Consider the following 20,553-nt stretch of genomic DNA (forward strand, 5'->3'; position numbering starts at 1 on the left):
CCGTCATACACACCATCCGCCTTGGAGTTGCGCCTGCGTTCGCGGCTAACCGTGCTCACGGACACCCCAATGGTACCCGCGATGAAACTAAGTGAGCATTTTCTTTGGAGTAACACACTTATTGTGTATCTTTGCTCCGGGGTTAATTGTTTATACATACGCAATACAAAATTAGTTAATCCCAGGGAGGGGGACGAAAGTTCCCCTCCTTTTTTGTATTGCTTAAGTTATCCGACGATGCTCTTTGGGGGCTTCGCGCCCCCAGCCGCAAGGCAAACCTCCGCGGTGTTTTTCATGGGTTATTCACCACGGAATGTTTGCACTTCTAAGTGGAAAGAGCAAACAATGGCAACTTTGGTAACGGAAACTGCCGGCTTGCTGGCACATCGCACCCTTATATTTGGGCTGCACATTGCCTTTCAGGATGCAAACACAAAAAAGGAGGACGCACCCTGCGGTGTATCCTCCCTGTAGCTGTTGGTTGCCGATGGGCTGATTTACATGACCCCGTCCTCGCGGAGCTTCTGCTGCCACTTCCAAGCCGATGCAAGTACATCGCCAAGCGGAGCCTCGGCTTTCCAGCCCAGCACGGTGTTGGCACGCGTGCAGTCGCCCCATATCTTTTCGATGTCGCCCTCGCGGCGCGGACCGAACTTCCAGTTCACCTTTACGCCGGTAGCTTGTTCGAATGTGTTTACTATCTCCAGCGTAGAGTTACCTTTGCCCGTGCCGATGTTGAAGTATTCCAGCGGTTCGGTATCCTTGTCGAGTACGCGGGTCATGGCTGCCACATGAGCCTTGGCCAGGTCTACAACGTAGATGTAATCGCGTATGCAGGTGCCGTCGGGAGTATCGTAATCGTTGCCGAAGATGGTCAGTTGCTCACGTATGCCCATGGCCGTCTGCGTTACAAAGGGAATGAGGTTGTTGGGCACTCCGTTAGGCAATTCGCCGATGAGGGCCGACGGGTGGGCGCCTATAGGATTGAAGTATCGCAGAATGATGCTCTTGATGGGAGCTCCGCTGTGTATGTCGTCGTAAATGATTTGCTCGTTTATTTCCTTCGTGTTGCCATAAGGAGAAGTCGCCTTCTGGTGAGGTGCATCCTCTGTTATGGGCAGATTCTCCGGCTTGGGCTGGCCGTAGACGGTGCAGGATGAAGAGAAGATAATTCCCTTTACATCGTACTTAGGCATCAGTTCCAGGAGGTTAACCAGCGAAACGACATTGTTACGGTAATAGAGCAAGGGCTTCTGTACGCTCTCTCCCACTGCCTTGGAAGCGGCAAAGTGGATAATTCCCTTGATGTCGCTGTACTTCCTGAACACATTCTCGGTAGCTTCCTTGTCCTTGAGGTCTACCTGCTCGAAAGCAGGACGTATGCCGGTAATCTGCTCAATACCGTCAAGCACCTTGATGTTGGAATTAGAGAGGTCGTCTACTATGACCACTTTGTAACCTGCCTGCTGCAACTCTACAGTTGTATGCGAACCAATAAAGCCGGTACCACCGGTAACAAGAATTGTCTGTCTCATTTGTTGTTTAGGTTTTAAAGTTCTTTCTGCCTGCAAAGTTAATAATAATATTTTGTTCGGAGTAATGGGTTTGTATGATTTTTTGTGGCCTGCGGCTTCTTTATTGCAATCCGAAGAGAGTCTTGAGGCCGCCGTCTACGCCGCTGAAACCCATGAAGGCCAACGACAACAGGCCGGCCGTAACCAAAACGATGGCCATGCCCTGCATGCCTTTAGGTATGCGGACCATAGACAACTGCTCGCGTATGCCGGCGAAAACCACCAGCGCCAGGGCAAAGCCCAAGGCCGTGGAGAAAGCATAGACAATGCTCTCCAGCAGGGTGAAGTCCTTCTGTATCACCAGTATGGCTACTCCCAAGACCGCACAGTTGGTGGTTATGAGGGGCAGGAAGATGCCCAAGGCCTGGTACAAAGCCGGCGAGGCTTTCTTCAAGATGATTTCAACCATCTGGACCAATGCGGCTATCACGAGGATAAAAGCCAAGGTTTGCAGGTACTGCAGGCCCAAAGGCGTAAGGATGTACTGCTGGATGAGAAATGTTACCACTGTAGACAAGGTCATCACAAAGGCAACTGCGGCACCCATGCCCAAGGCTGTATCTATCTTCTGAGATACCCCAAGGAAAGGACAAATGCCCAGAAATTGGGACAGGATAATGTTGTTGACGAATATCGCCGATATGAAAATCAAGATGTATTCCATAATGTGCTACGCTTTCTTTAGTCGGTTGAAAATCGCAATCAGATAGCCCAAGGTGATAAAGGCACCCGGAGGCAGAACGAAAAGAAGTACGTTGACGGTTTCCGGCAAGAGCTGGAGGCCGAATACACTGCCTGCTCCCAGCAGTTCGCGGATGGCTCCCAGCAGGGTCAGTGCAAAGGTGAAGCCCAAGCCGATGCCAATTCCGTCGAAGACGCTTGCCACCGGCGTGTTCTTGCATGCAAAGGCTTCGGCACGCCCCAGGATAATGCAGTTGACAACAATCAGCGGGATGAAGATGCCCAGACTCTTGTCCACATCGGGCGCATAAGCCTTGATGACAAGCTGGAGTATGGTTACAAAGGTTGCAATCACAACCACGAAGACGGGTATGCGCACCTTGTCGGGGGTGATGTTCTTGATACAGGAGATGGCAAAGTTCGTGCAGATGAGCACTGCCATGGTAGCCAGACCCATCGACAAGCCGTTGATGGCGCTGGTGGTTGTAGCCAAAGTAGGACACATACCCAGAAGAAGCACAAAGGTGGGGTTCTCCTTGATTAATCCGTTTTTAATGATATCTGAATAGCTCATAATGCAAGTTATAAAATCAATTCATGCGGAACGCGAGCTCCGTCGTTATTTTCCGGCGGCTTTACGCATGGCTTCGTGCGCCACGCCGACGGCTTTCAAGAAGGCTCTTGAGGTAATGGTAGAAGCCGTGATGGCATCAACGTCGCCGCCATCCTTGCTAACAGTGAGCGCTGCTGTCCCCGGATTCTTCCCTATAATGCTGCCCTTGCCGTCCTTCTGGAACCATTTGTCGGCCTTGGCGCCAAGTCCTGGCGTCTCGGATGATGCAAGGATGGTGTAACCCAGTATCTTGCCATCGGCCGAGAAGCCAACGAGGACCTTCATATCTCCGCCAAATCCCATCGTACTACTTTCCACTGCAGCGCCTCCGCCGGCAACTTTGTGAACCACGGATACCACTTCTTTCTCGTCTACCAGCTGCTTTACGGTGTCATTGGCTATAACTTTCACCTTGCGGGTACCCATCACCGCCCTGATGCCATTTGCCAGAGTTCTGTCAGCCTGCATGGCTATAGGGCCGGCGGTTACATGGTTCACCACGGCCAGCAAGCCGCCCGTAATCAGTGCCACGGCAACAAGTACAAGCACCATGTTGGTAAGTGATGATTTAATCTTTTCCATAACGCTTCGGCTTTACATAGTGATTAATCAGCGGAGTGAACCCGTTCATGATGAGGATGGCGAACGACATGCCCTCCGGATAGCTTCCCCAGTTGCGAATGACGACCGTGAGGAAACCGATGGCGACGCCATAGATGAGCTGCCCCTTGTGCGTCATGGGCGACGTAACATAGTCGGTAGCCATGAAGATGGCGCCCAGCATGAGGCCTCCGGTCAGTATAACCTGAAACGGATTGGCATAAACGGGACTCGCCCAGTGCAGCAGTGAGCTGAAAACAAACACGGTAGCGAGGATGGAAACAGGCGTGTGCCAGGTTATTATCTTCTTCCACAGCATGTAGGCAAGACCTAACAGCAAGGCCAAAGTAGACACCTCGCCAACCGTTCCGGCGCCAAATCCGTTGCCAACATTGCCTATCAGCAGGCTCATGCTGTCCGGAATGCCCGACAGGAGATTTACGTCGCCCGTCTTGATGGCTTCCTTCATATAATAAAGAGGTGTTGCGGCAGTCTCTGCATCCAGATGTTTCGTGAGCTGCCCCTGCACAGGCCATGACGTCATGGCTGCGGGGAAGCTGACCAGCAGGAAGCAACGGCCAACCAACGCAGGGTTGAACGGGTTGCAGCCCAGGCCTCCGAAGGTCATCTTACCGATGCCAATGGCCACCAAGGCGCCTAACAGCACAATCCACACCGGCAGGTTACTGGGCAGGTTGAGACCCAAAAGCAGACCCGTGATGACGGCAGAACCATCGGTAAGTGTTGGCTCACGCCGGAGGATATACTTTGTAATGGCCCACTCGAAGAACACGCATGCCGCCACACTTGACAAGCAGACGACTGCCGACCCGAGGCCGAAGAAGTAGAAAGAGGCCAACAACGCAGGCAGCAAAGCTATGATTACACCGTGCATGTTGCGCTCTATGCTATCGCTTCCGTGGGCATGGGGAGACAGCGAAACGATTAATTTATTCATCTTATTTCTGGTTTCTCGATTTGATAATTGCCATCACCTGCCCCTTGCCCAACAAGATGTTGTCGAGCAGCGGACGATGAGCAGGACACGTGAACTGGCAGGAACCGCAGGATATACACGAAACGATATCCTCCTGCTCGGCCTGTTCCCAACGATGGAGTGACGACAGCGTGGCCAGCAGATAGGGCTCGAGCCCCATCGGGCACACGTCAACACACTTGCCGCAGCGTATGCACGGCTCTACTGGTTTGCGCCGCGCATCGGCATCGGTGAGCACGGTAACGGAGTTGGTACCCTTGCATACCGGCACGTCTACGCTGCTAACGGCCTTGCCCATCATCGGACCGCCGGCCAAGACCTTGTTATCTCCCTCCGGCATACCGCCGCAGCAATCAATCAGCTGACCGAAAGGCGTGCCCATGCGAACCAGGAAATTGCCCGGCCGTTGCAGCTTCTTACCCGTCACGGTGGTGTATCTTTCAAAGAGAGGCTTATGCTTCATAACTGCCTGATATACAGCAAAAGCAGTGCCCACATTCTGAACAATCGCTCCAACATTGACCGGAATGGCCGGAGGAGCCGGCACCTGGCGCCCGATAACGGCATCAACCAGCTGTTTCTCGCCGCCTTGCGGGTATTTCATAGCCAGCGGAACGACTTCTATATTATCGTTACCGGCCGTTTTTTGCTGCAGGAGTTCAATGGCTTCAGGCTTGTTGTTCTCTATGCCGATGTAGCCTTTCTCTACCTTGGCTGCCTTCATCAGCAGCTCCAGTCCAACCAGTATCTCGTCTGCATGCTCCATCATGAGCCGGTAATCAGACGTGATGTAGGGTTCACACTCCACGGCATTGATGATTACACACTCTGCTTTGGCGGTCGGAGGAGGCGTTAGCTTGATGAAAGTGGGGAAGCCCGCGCCTCCCATTCCGGTGATGCCGGCGCTCTTCACGCAGCCGATGATAGCCTCGGGCGTAAGCTCAGGGTGCGCAGCCAGCGTCTCCAGCTTGTCCGTGCGGTCGATACCATCCTCCCATTCGTCGCCCTCCACGTTTACAAAAATACACGGAACGCGGTAGCCGGTGGCATCTATGGAGGTGTCAATCTTCAGCACCGTACCCGATACCGACGAGAATATGGGGGCCGAGACAAAGCCGCCGGCCTCGGCAATGAGCGTTCCCACCTTCACCTTGTCGCCTCTGGCAACCACTGGCTTGGCCGGAGCGCCAATGTGTTGGCTCAGCGGGAAGACGGCCACTTTGGGCAGTTCGGCCGGCCGGGTAGTCACTTCGGAGGTCAGTTTATTTTCCTCCGGATGTATGCCTCCTATCTTGAATGTATGCAGTTTCATGCTTCCACCTCTTTCCTTTCTGTTGTTACCGGCTTCCTTACCAGGAAGTTAACCTTGATGATGGCGCCCGTTGGGCATTCGTCTACGCACTTGGTGCAAAGCCGACATTTGTTGAAGTCGATGTACGAAAGGTTGTTCTCGATGGTGATGGCATCGAACTTGCACGCCTTCTCGCACTTGGAACAACCGATGCAGGCAGCCAGGCAGCCCTTGCGGGCTATGGCCCCTTTATCTTTGTTGACGCAACTTACGAAGATGCGCCTGCCCTTCGGCCCCTTCTTCCGCAGTTCGATGATGTGGCGCGGACAGGCTTTTACGCACGCCCCGCAGGCCGTACACTTCTCCTCATCTACCTCCGGAAGTCCTGTCTCGGCATTCAGATGGATGGCATCGAAGCTGCATGCCTGCACACAATCGCCGCAACCGAGGCATCCGAAGCCGCAGGCAGTCTCACCGGCACCGGCAGCGTGCATGGCCGCACAGGTGCGCAGGCCATCGTAAACGGCTGTACGAGGCCGGGCAGCGCACGTTCCGTTGCATCTCACTACCGCCACCTTGGGTTCCGTCTGTACAGCAACCATTCCCAGCGCGTCGGCCACCTGACTCATCACAGCCTGTCCGCCAACAGGACAAAGGAGGCCTTCGAGCGAGCCCTTGTCGGCTGCCTTCACCAGCGCATCGGCCATGCCGCTGCATCCGGGAAAGCCACAACCGCCGCAGTTGGCACCCGGCAGGATGTCCAAGACCTGCTCAACACGGGGGTCTTCCTGTACGGCAAACCGTCTGGACACTCCGTAGAGTATTACCGAAGCTACCAGTGCAATGGCACCGAGCACGATTACCGCAACCAAAATAAAATTCATAAGTCCTTGATTTTGTCTTAGTTTTCTATCTTAAAAGAGATTTTTTCCTTTATCCGGTTTCTGAAAAGGTACAGCAGCACATAGTAAGGCAGCAGCGAAGCCAGGCCGGCCAGCGCGGCTACAGCTTCGTTGCCGGTAGCCAATGTTACGGCCACAATGACCGCAACCAGCACCACAAGAGGCACTCCGAACCCCAAACCTACGGCCCGGAAGCCCGTAGCGGCATCGGTGCTCACGGTTACCTGCTGCCCTACGGCATAGGAGCTGGCGTCAGGGCAGATAACGTCGATGAGTTTCTCTTTGCTTTCGGCGGTATTACAATAGCCCGCAACCTTGCACGAGGAGCATGCCGACGTCTGGAGGATGCGTACCTGCACGCAATCGCCATCTATCCGTTCAATCGTTCCGGTATGCCTAATCTTCTCACTCATGCAACAAACTGCTTATTCTGCTAAGTAGACCTTACAATCGCAAAAGTAGTGTTTTTTCCCCGAACAAGCAATAAAAGATACTTTAAAAATAAAAAAACCGGGTTTTTTATTTGCTTATTCCACGATTTGGTTTATATTTGCATGGAATTAAATACATCGACAATGAAACCAACAGAGCAGACAACACAGCAGATTGAGCGCTTCATCAACAAGGTTGCACAGAAGTTTCCATCCAGTGAGGAAGCCTCCATCATCACTGACATACACCTGCGTGTGACCCAGGAAAGCGGCGAGATGGTGGCATTCGACGATGACGACCAGGAGATTACCCGCTGCGTAATTGAGCAGTGGATAGACAATAAAGACGAGGATTTCTACAAGAGCATAACCGTTGTACTGCGCAATGAGCTGAAGAAACTGCACACTGCATGCGACAACATCGGCATCCTGAAGCCTTACAGCTTTGTGCTCGAAGACGACGACAAGGAGAGTATATCCGAGCTGTACGTGGCCGACGACGAGACCGTCATCATTGGCGGAGACCTGATGGACGGTCTGGACAAGGAGCTTGACAACTTCTTCGACGACCTGATGAAGGAGAAGTAGCCCCCCACTCTGCCTGCGGCTGCGGGCGCATGAGCCGTAGGCAAACGCGCTTACGGGCTCCATTGCAACCGCAGCCACTGACTTTCAGGGCGGTTGCATCAATAACTAACCGAGGCAACTCGCCGCTATCTGTCAGCTTCACCTTATTTAATTATAGCAATAAAAAAGCCGGCCACGCAGCCGGCTTTTGTTGTTCGTGCCCCAGCCGGAGCGCAACGGCCCGGCCGTGCGCCCAACTGCAGGGGGCTATAATTTTATCTTTTTTTTCTTTGCCTTGCTCTCATTGTGCATCCGGTCCAGCGCCGTTACCACGTAAACGTACTTGGTCTTGCCGTCAACATAGGGCAACTCGAAGTACGTTTTGTCCGTAACGGCCGCTATCTTCGAGGCGTCATCGAGGTTTACACGTTCTCCATGAGCGAACCGATAGACCACGTACTGGCGCGCTTCGTTCTCCCATCCCTTGCCTTTGGGTGCCGTCCAGAAGAGCACGTAGCCACCCGAAGTCCACACGGGTTTCAGCTTGCGCGGCTTCTTAGGCGCCTTCCTGTCGATGAAAGGCATCAAGGGCTGCAGGGCGGGATGCTTCCAGTACACGTTCCGAAGCATGCTGCCGTAGTTGCCCATGTTGTCGACGGCAGCCTTGGCGTACCACAGCACGGTGCCTCCAACGTTGGGCATCTGCAGGTGCAGCTGGTGTTTGGCCGGCATCTGGTTTAGCTGCGGGTTCGCCGGGTCGGGAAACTTGACGGTGCGCTCAATGCTCTCGCCAATGAAGAGCGGACGGTTAGAGGCGTGCCGGTCCCACCACTGTATGAGCGTCTGGTAGTCGGCAGCCTTGTTGCCTATCTCCCAATAGAGTTGCGGTACGCAATAGTCAACCCATCCGTTGTTAACCCAGAGGAGCACGTCGGCGTACAGGTCGTCGTAATTCTGCAGTCCCGAAGTGTTAGAACCCACCTCGGCGCTCTTCTTGTTGCGGTAGATGCCGAAGGGCGAAACGCCGAACTTGACCCACGGCTTGAGCTCGTGGATGTGCTCGCCCAGCTCCTTGATGAAGATGTTCACGTTGTCTCGGCGCCAGTCGCCGATGTTGCTGAAGCCGCGCTTGTTGCGCTCGTAGAACTGCGCATCGGGTATCTGCTGGCCTGCGGCGGGGTAAGGATAGAAGTAATCGTCCATGTGCAGGCCGTCGATATCGTACCTTCTCACGATGTCTTCCACCACCTTAATAATATAGTCGCGCGTTTCTTTGAGCGCCGGGTTCAGTATGTACTGGCCTGCATAGCTAAAAACCCAGTCCGGGTGCTGCATGGCAACGTGGCTGCGGGCCAGCTCCGTGGTGCTTTTAGTCTTGGCCCGATAGGGATTAATCCACGCATGGAGCTCCATGCCGCGCTTGTGGCACTCGTCAATCATCCACTGCAGGGGGTCCCAGTAGGGCGATGGCGCCTGCCCCTGGATGCCTGTAAGATAGCGGCTCCACGGCTCCGTCCGGCTCGGATACAGGGCATCGCACTCTGCCCGCACCTGGAAGATGACGGCATTCACGCCGTCCTTCTGCAGTTCATCAAGCTGGTACGTGAGCGTTTGCTGCATGGCAGCCGTGCCCATGCCCTCGAATTGTCCGTTAACCGTCTGTATCCACGCTCCGCGGAACTGGCGTTTGCCACCGTCGGCATACAGGGCCGCAGGGCCGCACAGCAACAACAGCAGGAGCAACCGGAAAGTTCTCATGTTCAAAAAAGTCTTCATTCTACAAAACAAATTTTGCGGGCAAAGTTAATAAGAATAATCCACAAATCGCTCTCCGATGTCAACAAAAAGCATTATCTTTGCAGCATGACAGGACAATACATCATCATCGCCATCGTCCTTACGGCCTGCGTGGGTTATGCCGGCTACAGGATATATAAGGAGATAAAGCTGAACATTCTTTGCAAGAACTACGGTTGTGCAGGCTGTGCGTTCTATGAGAAATGCAAGAAGAACAGAAAAAAATAGGCCGAACATTTGGCATTACCGATTATTTGATTTACCTTTGCAATCGCAAATGCGAATGGTACCTTGGCCGAGCGGTTAGGTAACGGTCTGCAAAACCGTGGAGAGCAGTTCGACTCTGCTAGGTACCTCACTTTAAAAAACCGGAAACAACCTGCCAAAAGGTTGTTTCCGGTTTCTTGTTTAGGTACCTTCAAGAGGCCGACTGGGCACGTTTTACAAGCCGGCAGGCCACCTTTTACCTCACCAATACATAATTACCAACTTTTTACCGCTATCTGGTAAAGGCTTTACCAGTATCTGGTAAAGGAATTACCAACATGTGGTAAAGGCATTACCACTATGTGGTAAAGGCATTACCAGCATGTGGTAAAAAACTGGTAAACGTGTGGAAGCGTGGCAGGAGACGCCTTGCGCCATGCCCGGAAGAGGCCGGACGGCAGGCTGCCCTACTCGGCTTCTGCAGCCGGAGACCGACTGCACAGGCCGCAGTGCTGACTTAAAGAACTATACGGGGCCGTTGGCAGGGTCGTCTCTGAAGAGGTCGTCGGCTGCGCGAAGCTCGTCGTCATCGAACCACTGGCTCAACTTGGCCTTGGCCTTTGCCTTCACTTCGTCCGAAACTTCGTTCCATACCTTGTGCAGCACGTAGATAAGCACGGCCAGGTCGTCACCCAGTCCGGCGATGGGGATGGCATCCGGCACCACGTCCAGCGGACTGATGAGGTAGCCCAGGGCGCCGATGATGATGGCTTTGTCCTTCATCGAGACCTTGTCACTCTCCAAAGTATAATACAAAATGAGGGCAGCATAAACGAGCTTGGCCCCCGCCCGCTTGGCTATACGCTGTATCTTGTCGATAAATCCCTTGTTGGAGAACTTATCCTTGTAGCTCATGAAATCGGGTAATTGAATGTCCATCAGAGTTTGCAGTTTAGGTTTGGTTTTCAGAAAATCAGTAAGCGAGCACTTTTTCGATGTACCGCTCTATCCTGTCATCATAGAGCCGGCGGAGCTTGAGCTTGATGACTGTTTCCATGACGACGCGGTAAAGGAGTGCGAGCAGCAGTCCGATGCCCACCGAGAGCAGGATGGTGAGCTCGCCGAAGGGGAGCTTCTCGTCCGGGAAAGCGGCCTGTACGAGGATGGGGATGACCATCAGAATGCCGTAGACTGTGTAGCGGCTCTTCTCCGAACCGCGGCTGTCGATGATTGCCTGCTTGTCGAAGAGATAGCCGGAAAGTTCCTCACGGCTCACCTGGAAATCCTCCAGACGGGGGAAGCCGGGCTCTTCGCCGTAATCGCGTATCTTGTTTGTCACGCTGTGTTCGTAGTCGTTGAGTATGTCTCTTGTATCTTCCATCTTTCTGTAAACGTGGTTTTGTGTTGTTTATTGCCTTTTAGTTCGTCTTTATCTGCCCGCCGGGGTTCAGAGTTCTGCCAGCGGCACGCTCCGCAGGTCGTCCAGATACTTCTTCCGTAGGCCATAAAAGCGGGCCCAGCTCTCGTTGCTCATCATGCGGTCGAGGTCTATGTCCAGTTTCCATCGGCCTGCAGACTCCAGCCGGTCGACCATAGTTCCCATCGTGATGTTATCGAGCGACTCGGCCGGTTGGAACACCGGTTCGGCATCGCCGCTGTCACCCTGATGGTTCTCCGTTATCAGGTTCACCTTTACCATGTCGTGCAGCAGGTCGCTGGTGATGCGTATGGGGATTTCGGTCTCCAGCTTCAGTTCCAGCGCCGTGTAGGGTTTCTTGCCCTGGGCGAACCGCTTGCAGATGCGGCTCAGCAGCAGCGCGCTGAGCAACAGGCGGTAACGGTGGCTCAAATCGGCCGTGGTGGTGAGGAAAGCAAAGTCCTCCAGGTTCTGGTTCGTGTAGCTCAGCTCGGCTCCGAAGAGGCAAATCGTCCACGAAATCTGCAGCCACAGCATGAACAGAGGCAAGGCCGCAAACGAGCCGTAGATGGCATTGTAGCCCGAGAGCAGCATCTGGAAGTGGATGTAGAAGAACTGCAGCAGCTGCATGGCCACGCCGGCAAGGATGCCGGGAACGAGCGCGCTGGTGAGCTTAACCTTGGTGTTGGGCATGAAGATGTACAGAGCCACGAACACGACCGACATGAGCACGTAGGGCATCAGGTCCAACAGGAAGCGCATCAGGGGGCCAAGCAGGAGGAATTCGTTGAGGTTATCGACGACAACTGTCATGAAGATGGACAGTCCAGAGGTAAAGACGATGAACACGGGAATGAGCACGAACATGGCCAGATAATCGGTAAAGGTTCGCAGGATGCTGCGTTCCTGCGTTACCTGCCATATATCGTTGAACACGTGCTCTATGTTCCTGATCAGCAGGAGCACCGTACCGAGCATGACCACAAGCCCTACACCGAGGATGAGTCCGCTGTGGGTATGCACCAGATAGGAGTTTACAAAGGTAATGATGGTATCGGCCACCTGCGGCTGAGCCGACAAGGCATCGCGGAACCAGAGTTCTATGTACTTGGAATAGCCGAACCCCCGCGCGATGGCAAACACCACCGCAAGGATGGGAACCAGTGCCAGCATCGTGCTGTAGGTAAGCGCCGAGGCGGCGTCTATCACGCCTTTGTTGATGAAAAAGCGGACGGCAAGATACAGCTTCTTCAGCACTCCATAGACAAGATAACGCAAGGGAGAAACCTCTTCCAACGTAATCTGCCAGATATCATGGGTCATGAATTGAATAATTCGCTTGATGTTCATGGCTACTGTATCTATAATTCCTTAACTGCTTGCTAACTATAAAGAAAACAGTGTCCTCGTAAGCCGGGTTCTGTTTCCCTTGCGGGAGCCCTGTCATTTATCTACGCTGTGAGTCACCCCACAGCTCCAGCATTCTACCCTCCGTCGTTGTTCACAGGAACATCGGACGAGCAGCCCTCAAACGACGGTTTACATGAACTTGCAGCCTCCAGCGGCACGGCCTGATAGTCACCCATCAGCCGGTGGTCTCTTACACCACCTTCTCACCCTTGCCTGTTTACCAGGCGGTCATTCTCTTCTGCCTACACCTACTGTTACCAATAGCTTCTACTTTCGGAAGTGGAGTGCTCTGCGCTGCCCGGACTTTCCTCTCGCATCCATCAGATGCCAGCGATAGGGCCGGGACACTGTTTTCAGAATGCAAAGATAAACATAAAAATCCATACCGAGGCTCCCCTGGGCCACATTTTTCAACCTCGCAGCCTCATCAAGTGGCCTGACACGCCGCTCTGCAGGCTGTTTAAACGAATGTAAAAAGCCGCAGGCCGGCACTTAAGAGCCGTTAAGGAGTGATTTTGAATTGTTAAAATGGAATAAAGATAACGGACATTCTGGCAGTTTCACGTTTTTTGCTCCTATATTTGCATGCAGTCAGGCGAAGGAACGGACGGCGCTGCCAACACAACGCGAACAAACCCCGGCAGCCCGTGCCATTCACATAACGACAGCCGGTAAGCCAAAAGCCGAAAGCCAAACAAAGGAAAATAAGATTTTTAATAAAACAATAACAGAAATGAAAAAGTATTCTAAGTATTTGCTTGGTGCCATGTGCGTAGTCGCACTTGCATTTTCAGCCGGTGCCTTTATCAAGGCAAATGCGGCAACAGAGAGTACAACCGTGGCCGGACAACCGGTAGATCTCACCTATGCTGCCGACAAGGCGCTGCCCGCGGTGGTACATATTAAATACGTACAGAACTCGAAGGTGGAAACCGTCGACGTGCCCAGCAACCCGTTCGAAGACTTCTTCGGCGACTTCTTCGGCTTCGGCCAGGGCGAAGGGAACGGCAACGGAACCCGCCGGCAGAAAATCCAGACACCGAAGAAACAGGCCACCGGCTCGGGCGTCATCATCTCCCCCGACGGCTACATCGTAACCAACAACCACGTGGTTAACGGTGCCGACGAGCTTACCGTTACCCTGAACGACAACCGCGAGTACTCGGCACGCATCGTGGGAACCGACCCCGCCACCGACCTGGCACTCATCAAGATTAACGGCAAGAACCTACCGGCGCTGCCCATCGGCGATTCCGACAAGCTGAAAGTCGGCGAGTGGGTCATTGCAGTGGGCAATCCCTACGGCTTCAACAACACCGTTACGGCCGGCATCGTGAGCGCCAAGGCCCGTTCGCTCTATGCAAACGGCGTGGAGAGTTTCATCCAGACCGACGCTGCCATCAACCCCGGTAACTCCGGAGGCGCACTGGTAAACGCACAGGGCGAGCTGGTTGGCATCAACGCCATGCTCTACTCGCAGACCGGCTCGTACAGCGGCTACGGCTTCGCCATCCCTACCACCATCATGAACAGCGTGGTGGCCGACCTGAAAAAGTACGGTACCGTACAGCGTGCGCTGCTGGGCATCAAGGGCGGAGATGTGCTTAACTACATCAACGCGCAGAAAGACAACGGCAAGGATGTTGACCTTGGCACCAACGAAGGTGTGTATGTAGACTCTGTTGACCCTGATGGAGCAGGCGCATCTGCCGGTTTGGAGAAGGGTGACGTGATTGTCTCGGTCGACGGAAAGAATATTGCCAAGATGGCAGAGCTGCAGGAAATCATGGCCAACAAGCACCCCGGAGACAAGATTACCGTTACTTACATGCGCAACAAGAAGAAGAACAGCAAGACTGTTGTGCTGAAGAACGCCCAGGGCAACACCAAAGTAATCAAGACGGCCGACCTCGACGTGCTTGGCGCCAGCTTCGCCCCGGTGGGCAACGACACCAAGCAGCAGCTCGGCATCAACTACGGACTCGAGGTGCTGAAGGTGGACAACGGTTCGTTCAAGAGCGCCGGCATCAGCAAGGGCTTCGTTATCCAGCAGGCCAACGACGTGGTCATCAAGACCATTGACGACCTGCAGCAGGTTGTCAAGAAAGCCTCAACGAGCAAAGACCCCGTTATCTACATCAAGGGGATATGGCCTACAGGCAAGAAAGACTACTTTGCCGTTCAGGTAGAAGAATAGACAAAAAGTTTTTAATCCATCCTTTTAAGGGGGCGGTCCTGTATGCAGGCTGCCCCCTTTTTGCATGTCAGCCTTCGGCAAAGTACCAGGAACGGGGCGAAAGAGCATGAAGTCGCCCTCCTGAAGTCGTTCAGGCAGAGTGCAAAAGATATGCTTCGGGAACTTTCGACAAGTGTCGCACGATCGTGTGACAAGTGTCGCATAATCGTGCGACACCTGTCGAAAGTTGCTGCCGGCTGCCTGCAAGTCGGCTGCAACAGCCCTGCAGCCCCGCCCGGGCGCAGCTCCCGGCACCCGATAGCAGCAAGGCTGGCAGGGCAGTCGTATTTGTCGTTTTATCATTTATTTAGCAAAAAAATTTGCACAGTCCATCCGAAACCCTTAAATTTGCATTTATTCATCAACAAGGTAACGCTTAATGAGACAACTGAAAATCACAAAATCCATCACAAATCGAGAGAGCGCTTCACTCGATAAATATCTGCAGGAGATAGGGCACGAAGACCTCATCTCGGTAGAAGAAGAGGTGGAGCTGGCTCAACGCATCAAGAAGGGCGACCGGAAAGCACTCGAAAAGCTGACCAAGGCCAACTTGAGATTTGTGGTTTCAGTTGCCAAACAATACCAGAACCAGGGTCTCAGCCTGCCCGACCTCATCAACGAGGGCAATCTGGGACTTATCAAGGCCGCCGAGAAGTTTGACGAAACCCGTGGGTTCAAGTTCATCAGCTACGCCGTGTGGTGGATCAGGCAGAGCATTCTACAGGCCATCGCCGAGCAGAGCCGCTTTATCAGGGTGCCGCTCAATCAGGTTGGCTCGGTTAACAAGATTAACCGCGTGCTCAATAAGTTTGAGCAGGAGAACGAACGCAGGCCCAACATAGACGAGATAGCGGAGAAGGTGGACCTGCCGGAGGACAAGATAGAGGAGGCAATGAAGATAAGCGGGCACCACGTGTCAATGGATGCCCCGTTCCTGGACGGCGAGGAAAACAGCCTGCTGGATGTACTGCCTAACGAGGATGCGCCCCCTGCCGACAACGAGTTGGTGCTGGAGTCGCTGCGCGACGAGATATCACGCGCCCTGGCCACGCTCAACGAGCGCGAGCGCAGCATCATCGAGGCCTTCTTCGGCATAAACCAACCCGAGATGACGCTCGAAGAGATAGGCGACAAATACGGCCTCACGAGGGAGCGAGTGCGCCAAATCAAGGAGAAAGCCATACGGCGACTGCGCCATAACACTAAGAACAAACTGTTGAAGTCCTACTTAGGACAATAGATAAAAAGATGAAGAAACTTAACAGGTATTTTGCCTTGTTGCTGCTGGCCGTGCTGACAGCAACCGTGGCTACGGCCAAATCAAAGGTATCAACCATTTACGCGTTCGGCTTTGCAGCCTCTTTCAACGACTCTACTGTTTATTTCTCTGATATTCAGGAGATTCCCAACGCCTACTTAGACGCAAAGTCTAACTTCCTTCTCAGCAGGGAGAACTACTCCTACCAGCTGCGAGATTACCTGAACGAGAAGGGGCAGAGCAACCGCACCTGCGTCATCATATACGCTCCGGAGCGCAAGGACGTGGAAAAGAAGTTTGTAACTCTGCGCAAAAAATACACGAGCAGCAAGAAAGGGAACAAGCCTTTCGAGGTGAAGTACCTTCCCTCCAACGAGTTCAGGTTCAAGACCATAGTGCCTTACGAGGTTGAGGCCGAGCGCAGCAGTGAGGAGACCCAGGGGGCTGATGCAACCCCGCAGCAGTAACGCCCGGGCGTTGGCAGCCGGGAACAACATCTGAAACTGTACGGTATGAGTGTTCAGCCATCCATCAACAACTTCTGCATAGCAGAACATCATGTAAGGATAGTCTTCGCCGATTCTCCCCATAACGACATGCGTCTGTTGCCCTCTTTCGAGCCGTTCCGTGAGAGTGAGACTGCAGCCCCACTCTTTTTCAGGCTCACGGTAGACGACTCGCTGAAGCCATACCCAAAGGAAAGGCGCGAACCCATACGCACTTTCGACACCGGTAACGGCGATACCGTTATCGACAAGCTCGACGATGGGGGCTACCAGTACATCATCAAGAACCTAAACGGAGCCGACTGCTGCCTGCTGATAGCCAATAAAGACTTCAGCGACTGCCGCTGCGCGCTCAACGGAAACTACAACATGCGCTGCTTTGGGCTTAACAATGCACTCATGCTGATATTCGCCTTTGCGGGCAGTTTTCATGATACGCTCCTCGTTCATGCCTCGCTGGTACGGCAGAATGGCTACGGCTACGCCTTTATAGCCAAAAGCGGAACCGGCAAGAGCACGCAGGTGAGCCTGTGGCTGCGGTACATCGAGGGCTGCGACCTGATGAACGATGACAACCCAATCATCCGTATAACAGACGGCAAGCCCTACATCTACGGCGGTCCGTGGAGTGGTAAGACCCCTTGCTACCGCAACGTGAAAGCCCCGCTGGGCGCCATCACCCGCATTGACCGGGCCAAACAGAACAGCATAGAGAAGCTGCCGCCGGTTCAGGCGTTTGCCTCTTTTCTGCCTTCCTGCTCGGCTATGAAGTGGGATATCGACATCTACAACCACATTTGTAACATCATTACGAAGGTTGTAGAGACAACAGGAATCTACACACTCCACTGCTTGCCCGACAAGGAAGCTGCACTGCTATGCCACAGAACGATATCAAAGTAAGGGAAATCCAGGTATCCAATGCCGTCCTGTTGCCTGAAATCGTCAGGATGCTGGATGCAGGGCACACGGTTACCCTCCGCCTGAGGGGGTTCTCCATGAGGCCTTTTCTCGAAGATAACCGTGACAAGGCGCTCCTTACCAAGGCCGGGGACGTACGCGTGGGCGACCCTGTACTGGCCGAGATAAGCTCGGGGCATTTCGTTCTGCACCGCATTGTACGCCTTGAGGGCGATGCGGTGACACTGCGCGGAGACGGCAATCTGGGGGTAGAACACTGCAGGCTGCAAGACGTAAAGGGAGCCGTCATCGGTTTCTACCGCAAAGGCAAAGAGACGCTCGACCGCACCGACGGGGTCAAGTGGCGCCTGTACTCCTTTGTGTGGATGCACCTCTTCCCCGTGCGCCGCTACCTGCTGGCGGCCTACAGGCGTATTTGGCTCAGGTTCTTCAAGCCTGTCTGAGAGTAATCAACAATTAAACAACGCAGATATGAAAGCAAAAAAAGGGTTTAATCTTCGCACGGTGTACAATGAAAACATCATTGTGGCCGAAGGTAAAGAGAATATCGACTACAGCAATATCATCAGTATGAACGAGAGTTCGGCCTATCTCTGGCGGAACATTCAGGGCAAGGAGAGCTTTACGCCCCAAGACTTGGCCCTCCTGCTGACCGATGAATACGAGGTAGACGAGGCCACCGCACTGGCCGATGCGCAGAAAATAGCCGACCAGTGGAAAACTGCCGGCATCGTGGACGACTGAAACAACCACGCCACCAACTAAAAAAAGAGCCTCTGCAGCACAATGTTGCAGAGGCTCCTTTTGTTTGGGAATAAAGCCATTGGCTACCGGAGATGCTCCATGAACCAGCTGCTGATTTGCCGCAACAGGTGGTTGCGCGTGTTACCTCCGTAGATGCTGTGGTTGCGGTTGGTGTAAAGGTTCTCCTTGAAGTCCTTGTCGGCCTGAACCAGAGCTTCGGTATATTCGAACGTGTTCTGCGGATGCACGTTGTCATCAGCCACGCCGTGGCAGATGAGCAAGGCTCCGTGGAGCTTTTCGGCACGGCCAATCGGGTTGAGTGCATAACCTTCCGGGTTCTCTTTTGGGGTGCGCATGTAGCGCTCGGTGTAAACAGAATCGTAGTACTTCCAGTTGGTCGGGGGAGCCACTGCAACGCCCGCCTTGAACACATCGCGGCCTTCGCTCATGCTCATCAGGGTGTTGAAGCCGCCAAAGCTCCATCCCCAGATGCCTATCCGGTCCTTATCAACATAGGGCAAGCTGCCCATGTAGAGGGCTGTTTCTACCTGGTCGCGCGACTCGAGGTCGCCGATGTGCAGATAGGTGCATTTCTCGAACTCTGCTCCCCGGCCGCCGGTACCGCGTCCGTCGACACAAGCAACGATGAAACCTTGCTGTGCCAGATAGCTGTCAAAGGCTCCGCCACTGCCCATTGAGCCCGCATTCCAGGCGTTCTTGACCTCTTGGCTGGCCGGTCCGCTGTACTGGAAAAGGATGACCGGATATCGCTTGCCGGCATCAAAGTCAGCAGGTTTGAGCATCCAGCCGTCCAGTTTCACGCCTTCTGACGTGGTGAAGCTGAAAGGCTCGCGCTTGGAGAAGCCGTACTGTGCAGCTTTCGCCTTCAGTTCCGCATTGTTTTCCAACTCCGAGAGCACCTTTCCGCCGTTGTCCCTTACCGTATATAAATAAGGTGTATTGTAGTCGCTCCACGTGTTGACGAAGTATTTATAGTCGCCTGAGAAGATGGCGCTGTTCCATCCTTCTTGGTTGGTGAGCCGCTCGGTCTTGCCGTTCTTGTGGGTAACGAATATCTGGCGGTCGTGCGGATTGAGCGCGGCGGCCTGGTAATAAACGTCACCCGTGGCCTCATCGTAGCCATATACGGCGGTAATGTCGTAGTTGCCGTCGCCTATCTTGCGCTGCATGGCGCCGTTCATGTTGTACACGTAGAGGTGCAGATAGCCGTCCCGGTCGCTCGGCACAAGGATGGCAGACTTCCCGATGAGCACTCCTTCCATGGCTTCCTCTTTCACGTACCGCTTCGATTCCTCCTTCAGCAGCAGCTGCGACACGGTACTTCTGGGATTTACGGCATACAAGTTGAGCTGGTCCTGATGGCGGTTCATGGTGTAGATAATCACCTTCTGCGCGTCGTCAGTCATCTTGATTCTCGGAATATAGCCGTCGGCATCGAGCGGAACCAGCAGCTGCCGGGTCTGATGACTCTTGATATCGTAGCTCCAAGCGGTAACTTTTGAATTGTCTTCGCCGGCCTTCGGGTACTTGTAGGAATAGAGTCCGGGGTAATCGGAGTAAGCTGCGTTCTCCGGATATGAGCCTTTGAACAACTGGAGCGAATAGGTTTTAACCTTGCTCTCATCGTACTTTATCCAGCAGAGCATAGTGCCGTCGGCATTGAAACAGAATGATTGGTTGAAGCCGAACTCCTCTTCGTTCACCCAGTCGGGTATTCCGTTGATGATTTCATTAAACTTTCCGTCCTTGGTTACCTGGCTTTCAGCGTTGTCGTAAAGCAGTTTTACCAAGTAGATGTTGTTGTCTCTCACGAATGCTACCTGCGTTCCGTCGGGCGACCAAAGGGGAACTTGCTGCTTGCCACCGTCGGAGAGGCGTTCCAGCTTGGTGCTCTTGATGGTGTAGATATAGAAATCGGCCTTATAGGAGCGGCGGTAGATGCGCTCGGTACGGGTGCGGATAAGCATCTTCTGACCATCGGGCGACATGATGTAGCCATCAAAATCGCTTATCTTTTCACCCATTGTATTGTTCACATCGAACAAGACGGCCGTCTGCTTGCCGGTCTTGAACGAGTACTGCACAATCTGCTTGCCGTCCTGGCTAATCTGTGCATACTGGTCGGTACCGCTGATGGGGTCGATGCCGCTAATGGTTTTAGCCGCAAAAGTGCCGTCGTTCAGCATACGGATATCTATCTTCCCGGCAGCAGAAACAGCCGAGGCCAACATCAAAGTGGCCGCACATACGCATAAACTCTTTCTCATAAATGATGTTTACTGATTACTTACATGCAAATGTAGCTAAAAAATCTGATACCAGGTAACATGCAGCAACAAAAATAGACGATAATCTCCATCTCCCCGCTTTCACCTCT

General features: G+C 53.5%; 22 protein-coding genes, 1 tRNA gene and 1 other RNA gene. 9 read left to right on the forward strand and 15 right to left on the reverse strand.

What is annotated here, in order from left to right:
- The 9 genes from BMW31_RS08655 to BMW31_RS08700 all read right to left on the reverse strand — a co-directional run.
- On the reverse strand, nucleotides 1–158 hold a 158-nt coding region (locus tag BMW31_RS08655; RefSeq protein WP_143049176.1), incomplete at its 3' end, for a helix-turn-helix domain-containing protein.
- 339 nt (nucleotides 159–497) lie between these two features.
- Entirely contained in the window at nucleotides 498–1,535 is a 1,038-nt protein-coding gene (gene galE, locus BMW31_RS08665) for a UDP-glucose 4-epimerase GalE (RefSeq protein WP_091824172.1), read from the reverse strand.
- Between the two features lie 100 nt (nucleotides 1,536–1,635).
- On the reverse strand, nucleotides 1,636–2,238 hold the full coding sequence (gene rsxA / locus BMW31_RS08670) for an electron transport complex subunit RsxA (RefSeq protein WP_091824177.1): 603 nt from the start codon (nucleotides 2,236–2,238) through the stop codon (nucleotides 1,636–1,638).
- 6 nt (nucleotides 2,239–2,244) lie between these two features.
- A complete protein-coding gene (rsxE, locus tag BMW31_RS08675; RefSeq protein ID WP_091824180.1) occupies nucleotides 2,245–2,829 on the reverse strand; it encodes an electron transport complex subunit RsxE in 585 nt (194 codons plus the stop codon).
- Nucleotides 2,830–2,874: 45 nt separating this feature from the next.
- Entirely contained in the window at nucleotides 2,875–3,450 is a 576-nt protein-coding gene (locus tag BMW31_RS08680; RefSeq protein ID WP_091824183.1) for an RnfABCDGE type electron transport complex subunit G, read from the reverse strand.
- On the reverse strand, nucleotides 3,437–4,426 hold the full coding sequence (locus tag BMW31_RS08685) for an RnfABCDGE type electron transport complex subunit D (protein ID WP_091824186.1): 990 nt from the start codon (nucleotides 4,424–4,426) through the stop codon (nucleotides 3,437–3,439). Before BMW31_RS08685 ends, BMW31_RS08680 begins: the two co-directional genes overlap by 14 nt.
- A gap of 1 nt (nucleotide 4,427) precedes the next feature.
- Entirely contained in the window at nucleotides 4,428–5,777 is a 1,350-nt protein-coding gene (gene rsxC / locus BMW31_RS08690) for an electron transport complex subunit RsxC (RefSeq protein ID WP_091824190.1), read from the reverse strand.
- The gene (locus BMW31_RS08695; protein ID WP_091824193.1) at nucleotides 5,774–6,640 is read right to left on the reverse strand and encodes a Fe-S cluster domain-containing protein; all 867 of its coding nucleotides are present in this window, start codon (nucleotides 6,638–6,640) and stop codon (nucleotides 5,774–5,776) included. Before BMW31_RS08695 ends, rsxC begins: the two co-directional genes overlap by 4 nt.
- 17 nt (nucleotides 6,641–6,657) lie before the next feature.
- A complete protein-coding gene (locus tag BMW31_RS08700) occupies nucleotides 6,658–7,071 on the reverse strand; it encodes a SoxR reducing system RseC family protein (RefSeq protein ID WP_091824196.1) in 414 nt (137 codons plus the stop codon).
- Between the two features lie 162 nt (nucleotides 7,072–7,233).
- Here BMW31_RS08700 and BMW31_RS08705 point away from each other — a divergent pair, with 162 nt between their 5' ends.
- Nucleotides 7,234–7,677 (forward strand): hypothetical protein, encoded by a 444-nt coding sequence (locus BMW31_RS08705; protein WP_091824199.1) that lies wholly within the window; start codon nucleotides 7,234–7,236, stop codon nucleotides 7,675–7,677.
- A gap of 246 nt (nucleotides 7,678–7,923) precedes the next feature.
- On the opposite strand, the gene BMW31_RS08710 is transcribed toward BMW31_RS08705, so the two are convergent.
- Complete coding sequence (locus BMW31_RS08710) at nucleotides 7,924–9,432, reverse strand: glycoside hydrolase family 10-like protein (protein ID WP_255404920.1); 1,509 nt, start codon at nucleotides 9,430–9,432, stop codon at nucleotides 7,924–7,926.
- Between the two features lie 87 nt (nucleotides 9,433–9,519).
- Between BMW31_RS08710 and BMW31_RS08715 the strand changes: the two genes are divergently transcribed.
- Nucleotides 9,520–9,681: a FeoB-associated Cys-rich membrane protein gene (locus BMW31_RS08715; protein ID WP_091824203.1), complete on the forward strand. Its 162-nt coding sequence runs from the start codon at nucleotides 9,520–9,522 to the stop codon at nucleotides 9,679–9,681.
- Nucleotides 9,682–9,738: 57 nt separating this feature from the next.
- Nucleotides 9,739–9,809 (forward strand) — tRNA-Cys (locus BMW31_RS08720).
- A 376-nt stretch (nucleotides 9,810–10,185) separates the two neighbouring features.
- Here BMW31_RS08720 and BMW31_RS08725 read toward each other — a convergent pair.
- The 4 genes from BMW31_RS08725 to rnpB form a co-directional block, all read right to left on the reverse strand.
- Nucleotides 10,186–10,599: a YkvA family protein gene (locus tag BMW31_RS08725; protein WP_091824207.1), complete on the reverse strand. Its 414-nt coding sequence runs from the start codon at nucleotides 10,597–10,599 to the stop codon at nucleotides 10,186–10,188.
- 34 nt (nucleotides 10,600–10,633) lie between these two features.
- Nucleotides 10,634–11,041, reverse strand: coding sequence for a hypothetical protein (locus tag BMW31_RS08730; protein WP_091824209.1), 408 nt, complete (start codon nucleotides 11,039–11,041; stop codon nucleotides 10,634–10,636).
- 66 nt (nucleotides 11,042–11,107) lie between these two features.
- A complete protein-coding gene (locus BMW31_RS08735) occupies nucleotides 11,108–12,427 on the reverse strand; it encodes a YihY/virulence factor BrkB family protein (protein WP_091824213.1) in 1,320 nt (439 codons plus the stop codon).
- A gap of 43 nt (nucleotides 12,428–12,470) precedes the next feature.
- Nucleotides 12,471–12,838: RNase P RNA component class A (gene rnpB / locus BMW31_RS08740), an RNA gene on the reverse strand.
- A gap of 382 nt (nucleotides 12,839–13,220) precedes the next feature.
- On the opposite strand from rnpB, the gene BMW31_RS08745 reads away from it, so the two are divergent.
- The 6 genes from BMW31_RS08745 to BMW31_RS08770 all read left to right on the forward strand — a co-directional run bounded on the left by BMW31_RS08745 (nucleotide 13,221) and on the right by BMW31_RS08770 (nucleotide 18,155).
- Entirely contained in the window at nucleotides 13,221–14,684 is a 1,464-nt protein-coding gene (locus BMW31_RS08745; protein ID WP_091824216.1) for a Do family serine endopeptidase, read from the forward strand.
- A gap of 418 nt (nucleotides 14,685–15,102) precedes the next feature.
- Entirely contained in the window at nucleotides 15,103–15,966 is an 864-nt protein-coding gene (locus BMW31_RS08750) for a sigma-70 family RNA polymerase sigma factor (RefSeq protein WP_091824220.1), read from the forward strand.
- An 8-nt stretch (nucleotides 15,967–15,974) separates the two neighbouring features.
- A complete protein-coding gene (locus tag BMW31_RS08755; protein ID WP_091824223.1) occupies nucleotides 15,975–16,451 on the forward strand; it encodes a hypothetical protein in 477 nt (158 codons plus the stop codon).
- A 45-nt stretch (nucleotides 16,452–16,496) separates the two neighbouring features.
- Nucleotides 16,497–17,393 carry a hypothetical protein gene (locus BMW31_RS08760; RefSeq protein WP_091824226.1) on the forward strand — a complete coding sequence of 299 codons (897 nt, stop codon included), beginning with the start codon at nucleotides 16,497–16,499 and terminating at the stop codon, nucleotides 17,391–17,393.
- Nucleotides 17,369–17,854 carry a S24/S26 family peptidase gene (locus tag BMW31_RS08765; protein WP_091824230.1) on the forward strand — a complete coding sequence of 162 codons (486 nt, stop codon included), beginning with the start codon at nucleotides 17,369–17,371 and terminating at the stop codon, nucleotides 17,852–17,854. The genes BMW31_RS08760 and BMW31_RS08765 overlap by 25 nt, the downstream gene beginning before the upstream one ends.
- Before the next feature lie 28 nt (nucleotides 17,855–17,882).
- Nucleotides 17,883–18,155, forward strand: a complete 273-nt coding sequence (locus BMW31_RS08770; protein ID WP_091824234.1) for a PqqD family protein — start codon at nucleotides 17,883–17,885, stop codon at nucleotides 18,153–18,155.
- Between the two features lie 83 nt (nucleotides 18,156–18,238).
- On the opposite strand, the gene BMW31_RS08775 is transcribed toward BMW31_RS08770, so the two are convergent.
- Nucleotides 18,239–20,443, reverse strand: a complete 2,205-nt coding sequence (locus tag BMW31_RS08775; RefSeq protein WP_255404921.1) for a S9 family peptidase — start codon at nucleotides 20,441–20,443, stop codon at nucleotides 18,239–18,241.
- Nucleotides 20,444–20,553: the final 110 nt, after the last annotated feature.

This window comes from Prevotella sp. kh1p2 (assembly GCF_900111525.1).
Classification (GTDB): Bacteria; Bacteroidota; Bacteroidia; order Bacteroidales; family Bacteroidaceae; genus Prevotella.

Excerpts from the sequence above, each read along its gene's own strand:
- galE (WP_091824172.1), bottom strand. The coding sequence starts at position 1,535 with ATGAGACAGACAATTCTTGTTACCGGTGGTACCGGCTTTATTGGTTCG.
- rsxA (WP_091824177.1), bottom strand. The coding sequence starts at position 2,238 with ATGGAATACATCTTGATTTTCATATCGGCGATATTCGTCAACAACATT.
- rsxE (WP_091824180.1), bottom strand. The coding sequence starts at position 2,829 with ATGAGCTATTCAGATATCATTAAAAACGGATTAATCAAGGAGAACCCC.
- BMW31_RS08680 (WP_091824183.1), bottom strand. The coding sequence starts at position 3,450 with ATGGAAAAGATTAAATCATCACTTACCAACATGGTGCTTGTACTTGTT.
- BMW31_RS08685 (WP_091824186.1), bottom strand. The coding sequence starts at position 4,426 with ATGAATAAATTAATCGTTTCGCTGTCTCCCCATGCCCACGGAAGCGAT.
- rsxC (WP_091824190.1), bottom strand. The coding sequence starts at position 5,777 with ATGAAACTGCATACATTCAAGATAGGAGGCATACATCCGGAGGAAAAT.
- BMW31_RS08695 (WP_091824193.1), bottom strand. The coding sequence starts at position 6,640 with ATGAATTTTATTTTGGTTGCGGTAATCGTGCTCGGTGCCATTGCACTG.
- BMW31_RS08700 (WP_091824196.1), bottom strand. The coding sequence starts at position 7,071 with ATGAGTGAGAAGATTAGGCATACCGGAACGATTGAACGGATAGATGGC.
- BMW31_RS08705 (WP_091824199.1), top strand. The coding sequence starts at position 7,234 with ATGAAACCAACAGAGCAGACAACACAGCAGATTGAGCGCTTCATCAAC.
- BMW31_RS08710 (WP_255404920.1), bottom strand. The coding sequence starts at position 9,432 with ATGAAGACTTTTTTGAACATGAGAACTTTCCGGTTGCTCCTGCTGTTG.
- BMW31_RS08715 (WP_091824203.1), top strand. The coding sequence starts at position 9,520 with ATGACAGGACAATACATCATCATCGCCATCGTCCTTACGGCCTGCGTG.
- BMW31_RS08725 (WP_091824207.1), bottom strand. The coding sequence starts at position 10,599 with ATGGACATTCAATTACCCGATTTCATGAGCTACAAGGATAAGTTCTCC.
- BMW31_RS08730 (WP_091824209.1), bottom strand. The coding sequence starts at position 11,041 with ATGGAAGATACAAGAGACATACTCAACGACTACGAACACAGCGTGACA.
- BMW31_RS08735 (WP_091824213.1), bottom strand. The coding sequence starts at position 12,427 with ATGAACATCAAGCGAATTATTCAATTCATGACCCATGATATCTGGCAG.
- BMW31_RS08745 (WP_091824216.1), top strand. The coding sequence starts at position 13,221 with ATGAAAAAGTATTCTAAGTATTTGCTTGGTGCCATGTGCGTAGTCGCA.
- BMW31_RS08750 (WP_091824220.1), top strand. The coding sequence starts at position 15,103 with ATGAGACAACTGAAAATCACAAAATCCATCACAAATCGAGAGAGCGCT.
- BMW31_RS08755 (WP_091824223.1), top strand. The coding sequence starts at position 15,975 with ATGAAGAAACTTAACAGGTATTTTGCCTTGTTGCTGCTGGCCGTGCTG.
- BMW31_RS08760 (WP_091824226.1), top strand. The coding sequence starts at position 16,497 with ATGAGTGTTCAGCCATCCATCAACAACTTCTGCATAGCAGAACATCAT.
- BMW31_RS08765 (WP_091824230.1), top strand. The coding sequence starts at position 17,369 with ATGCCACAGAACGATATCAAAGTAAGGGAAATCCAGGTATCCAATGCC.
- BMW31_RS08770 (WP_091824234.1), top strand. The coding sequence starts at position 17,883 with ATGAAAGCAAAAAAAGGGTTTAATCTTCGCACGGTGTACAATGAAAAC.
- BMW31_RS08775 (WP_255404921.1), bottom strand. The coding sequence starts at position 20,443 with ATGAGAAAGAGTTTATGCGTATGTGCGGCCACTTTGATGTTGGCCTCG.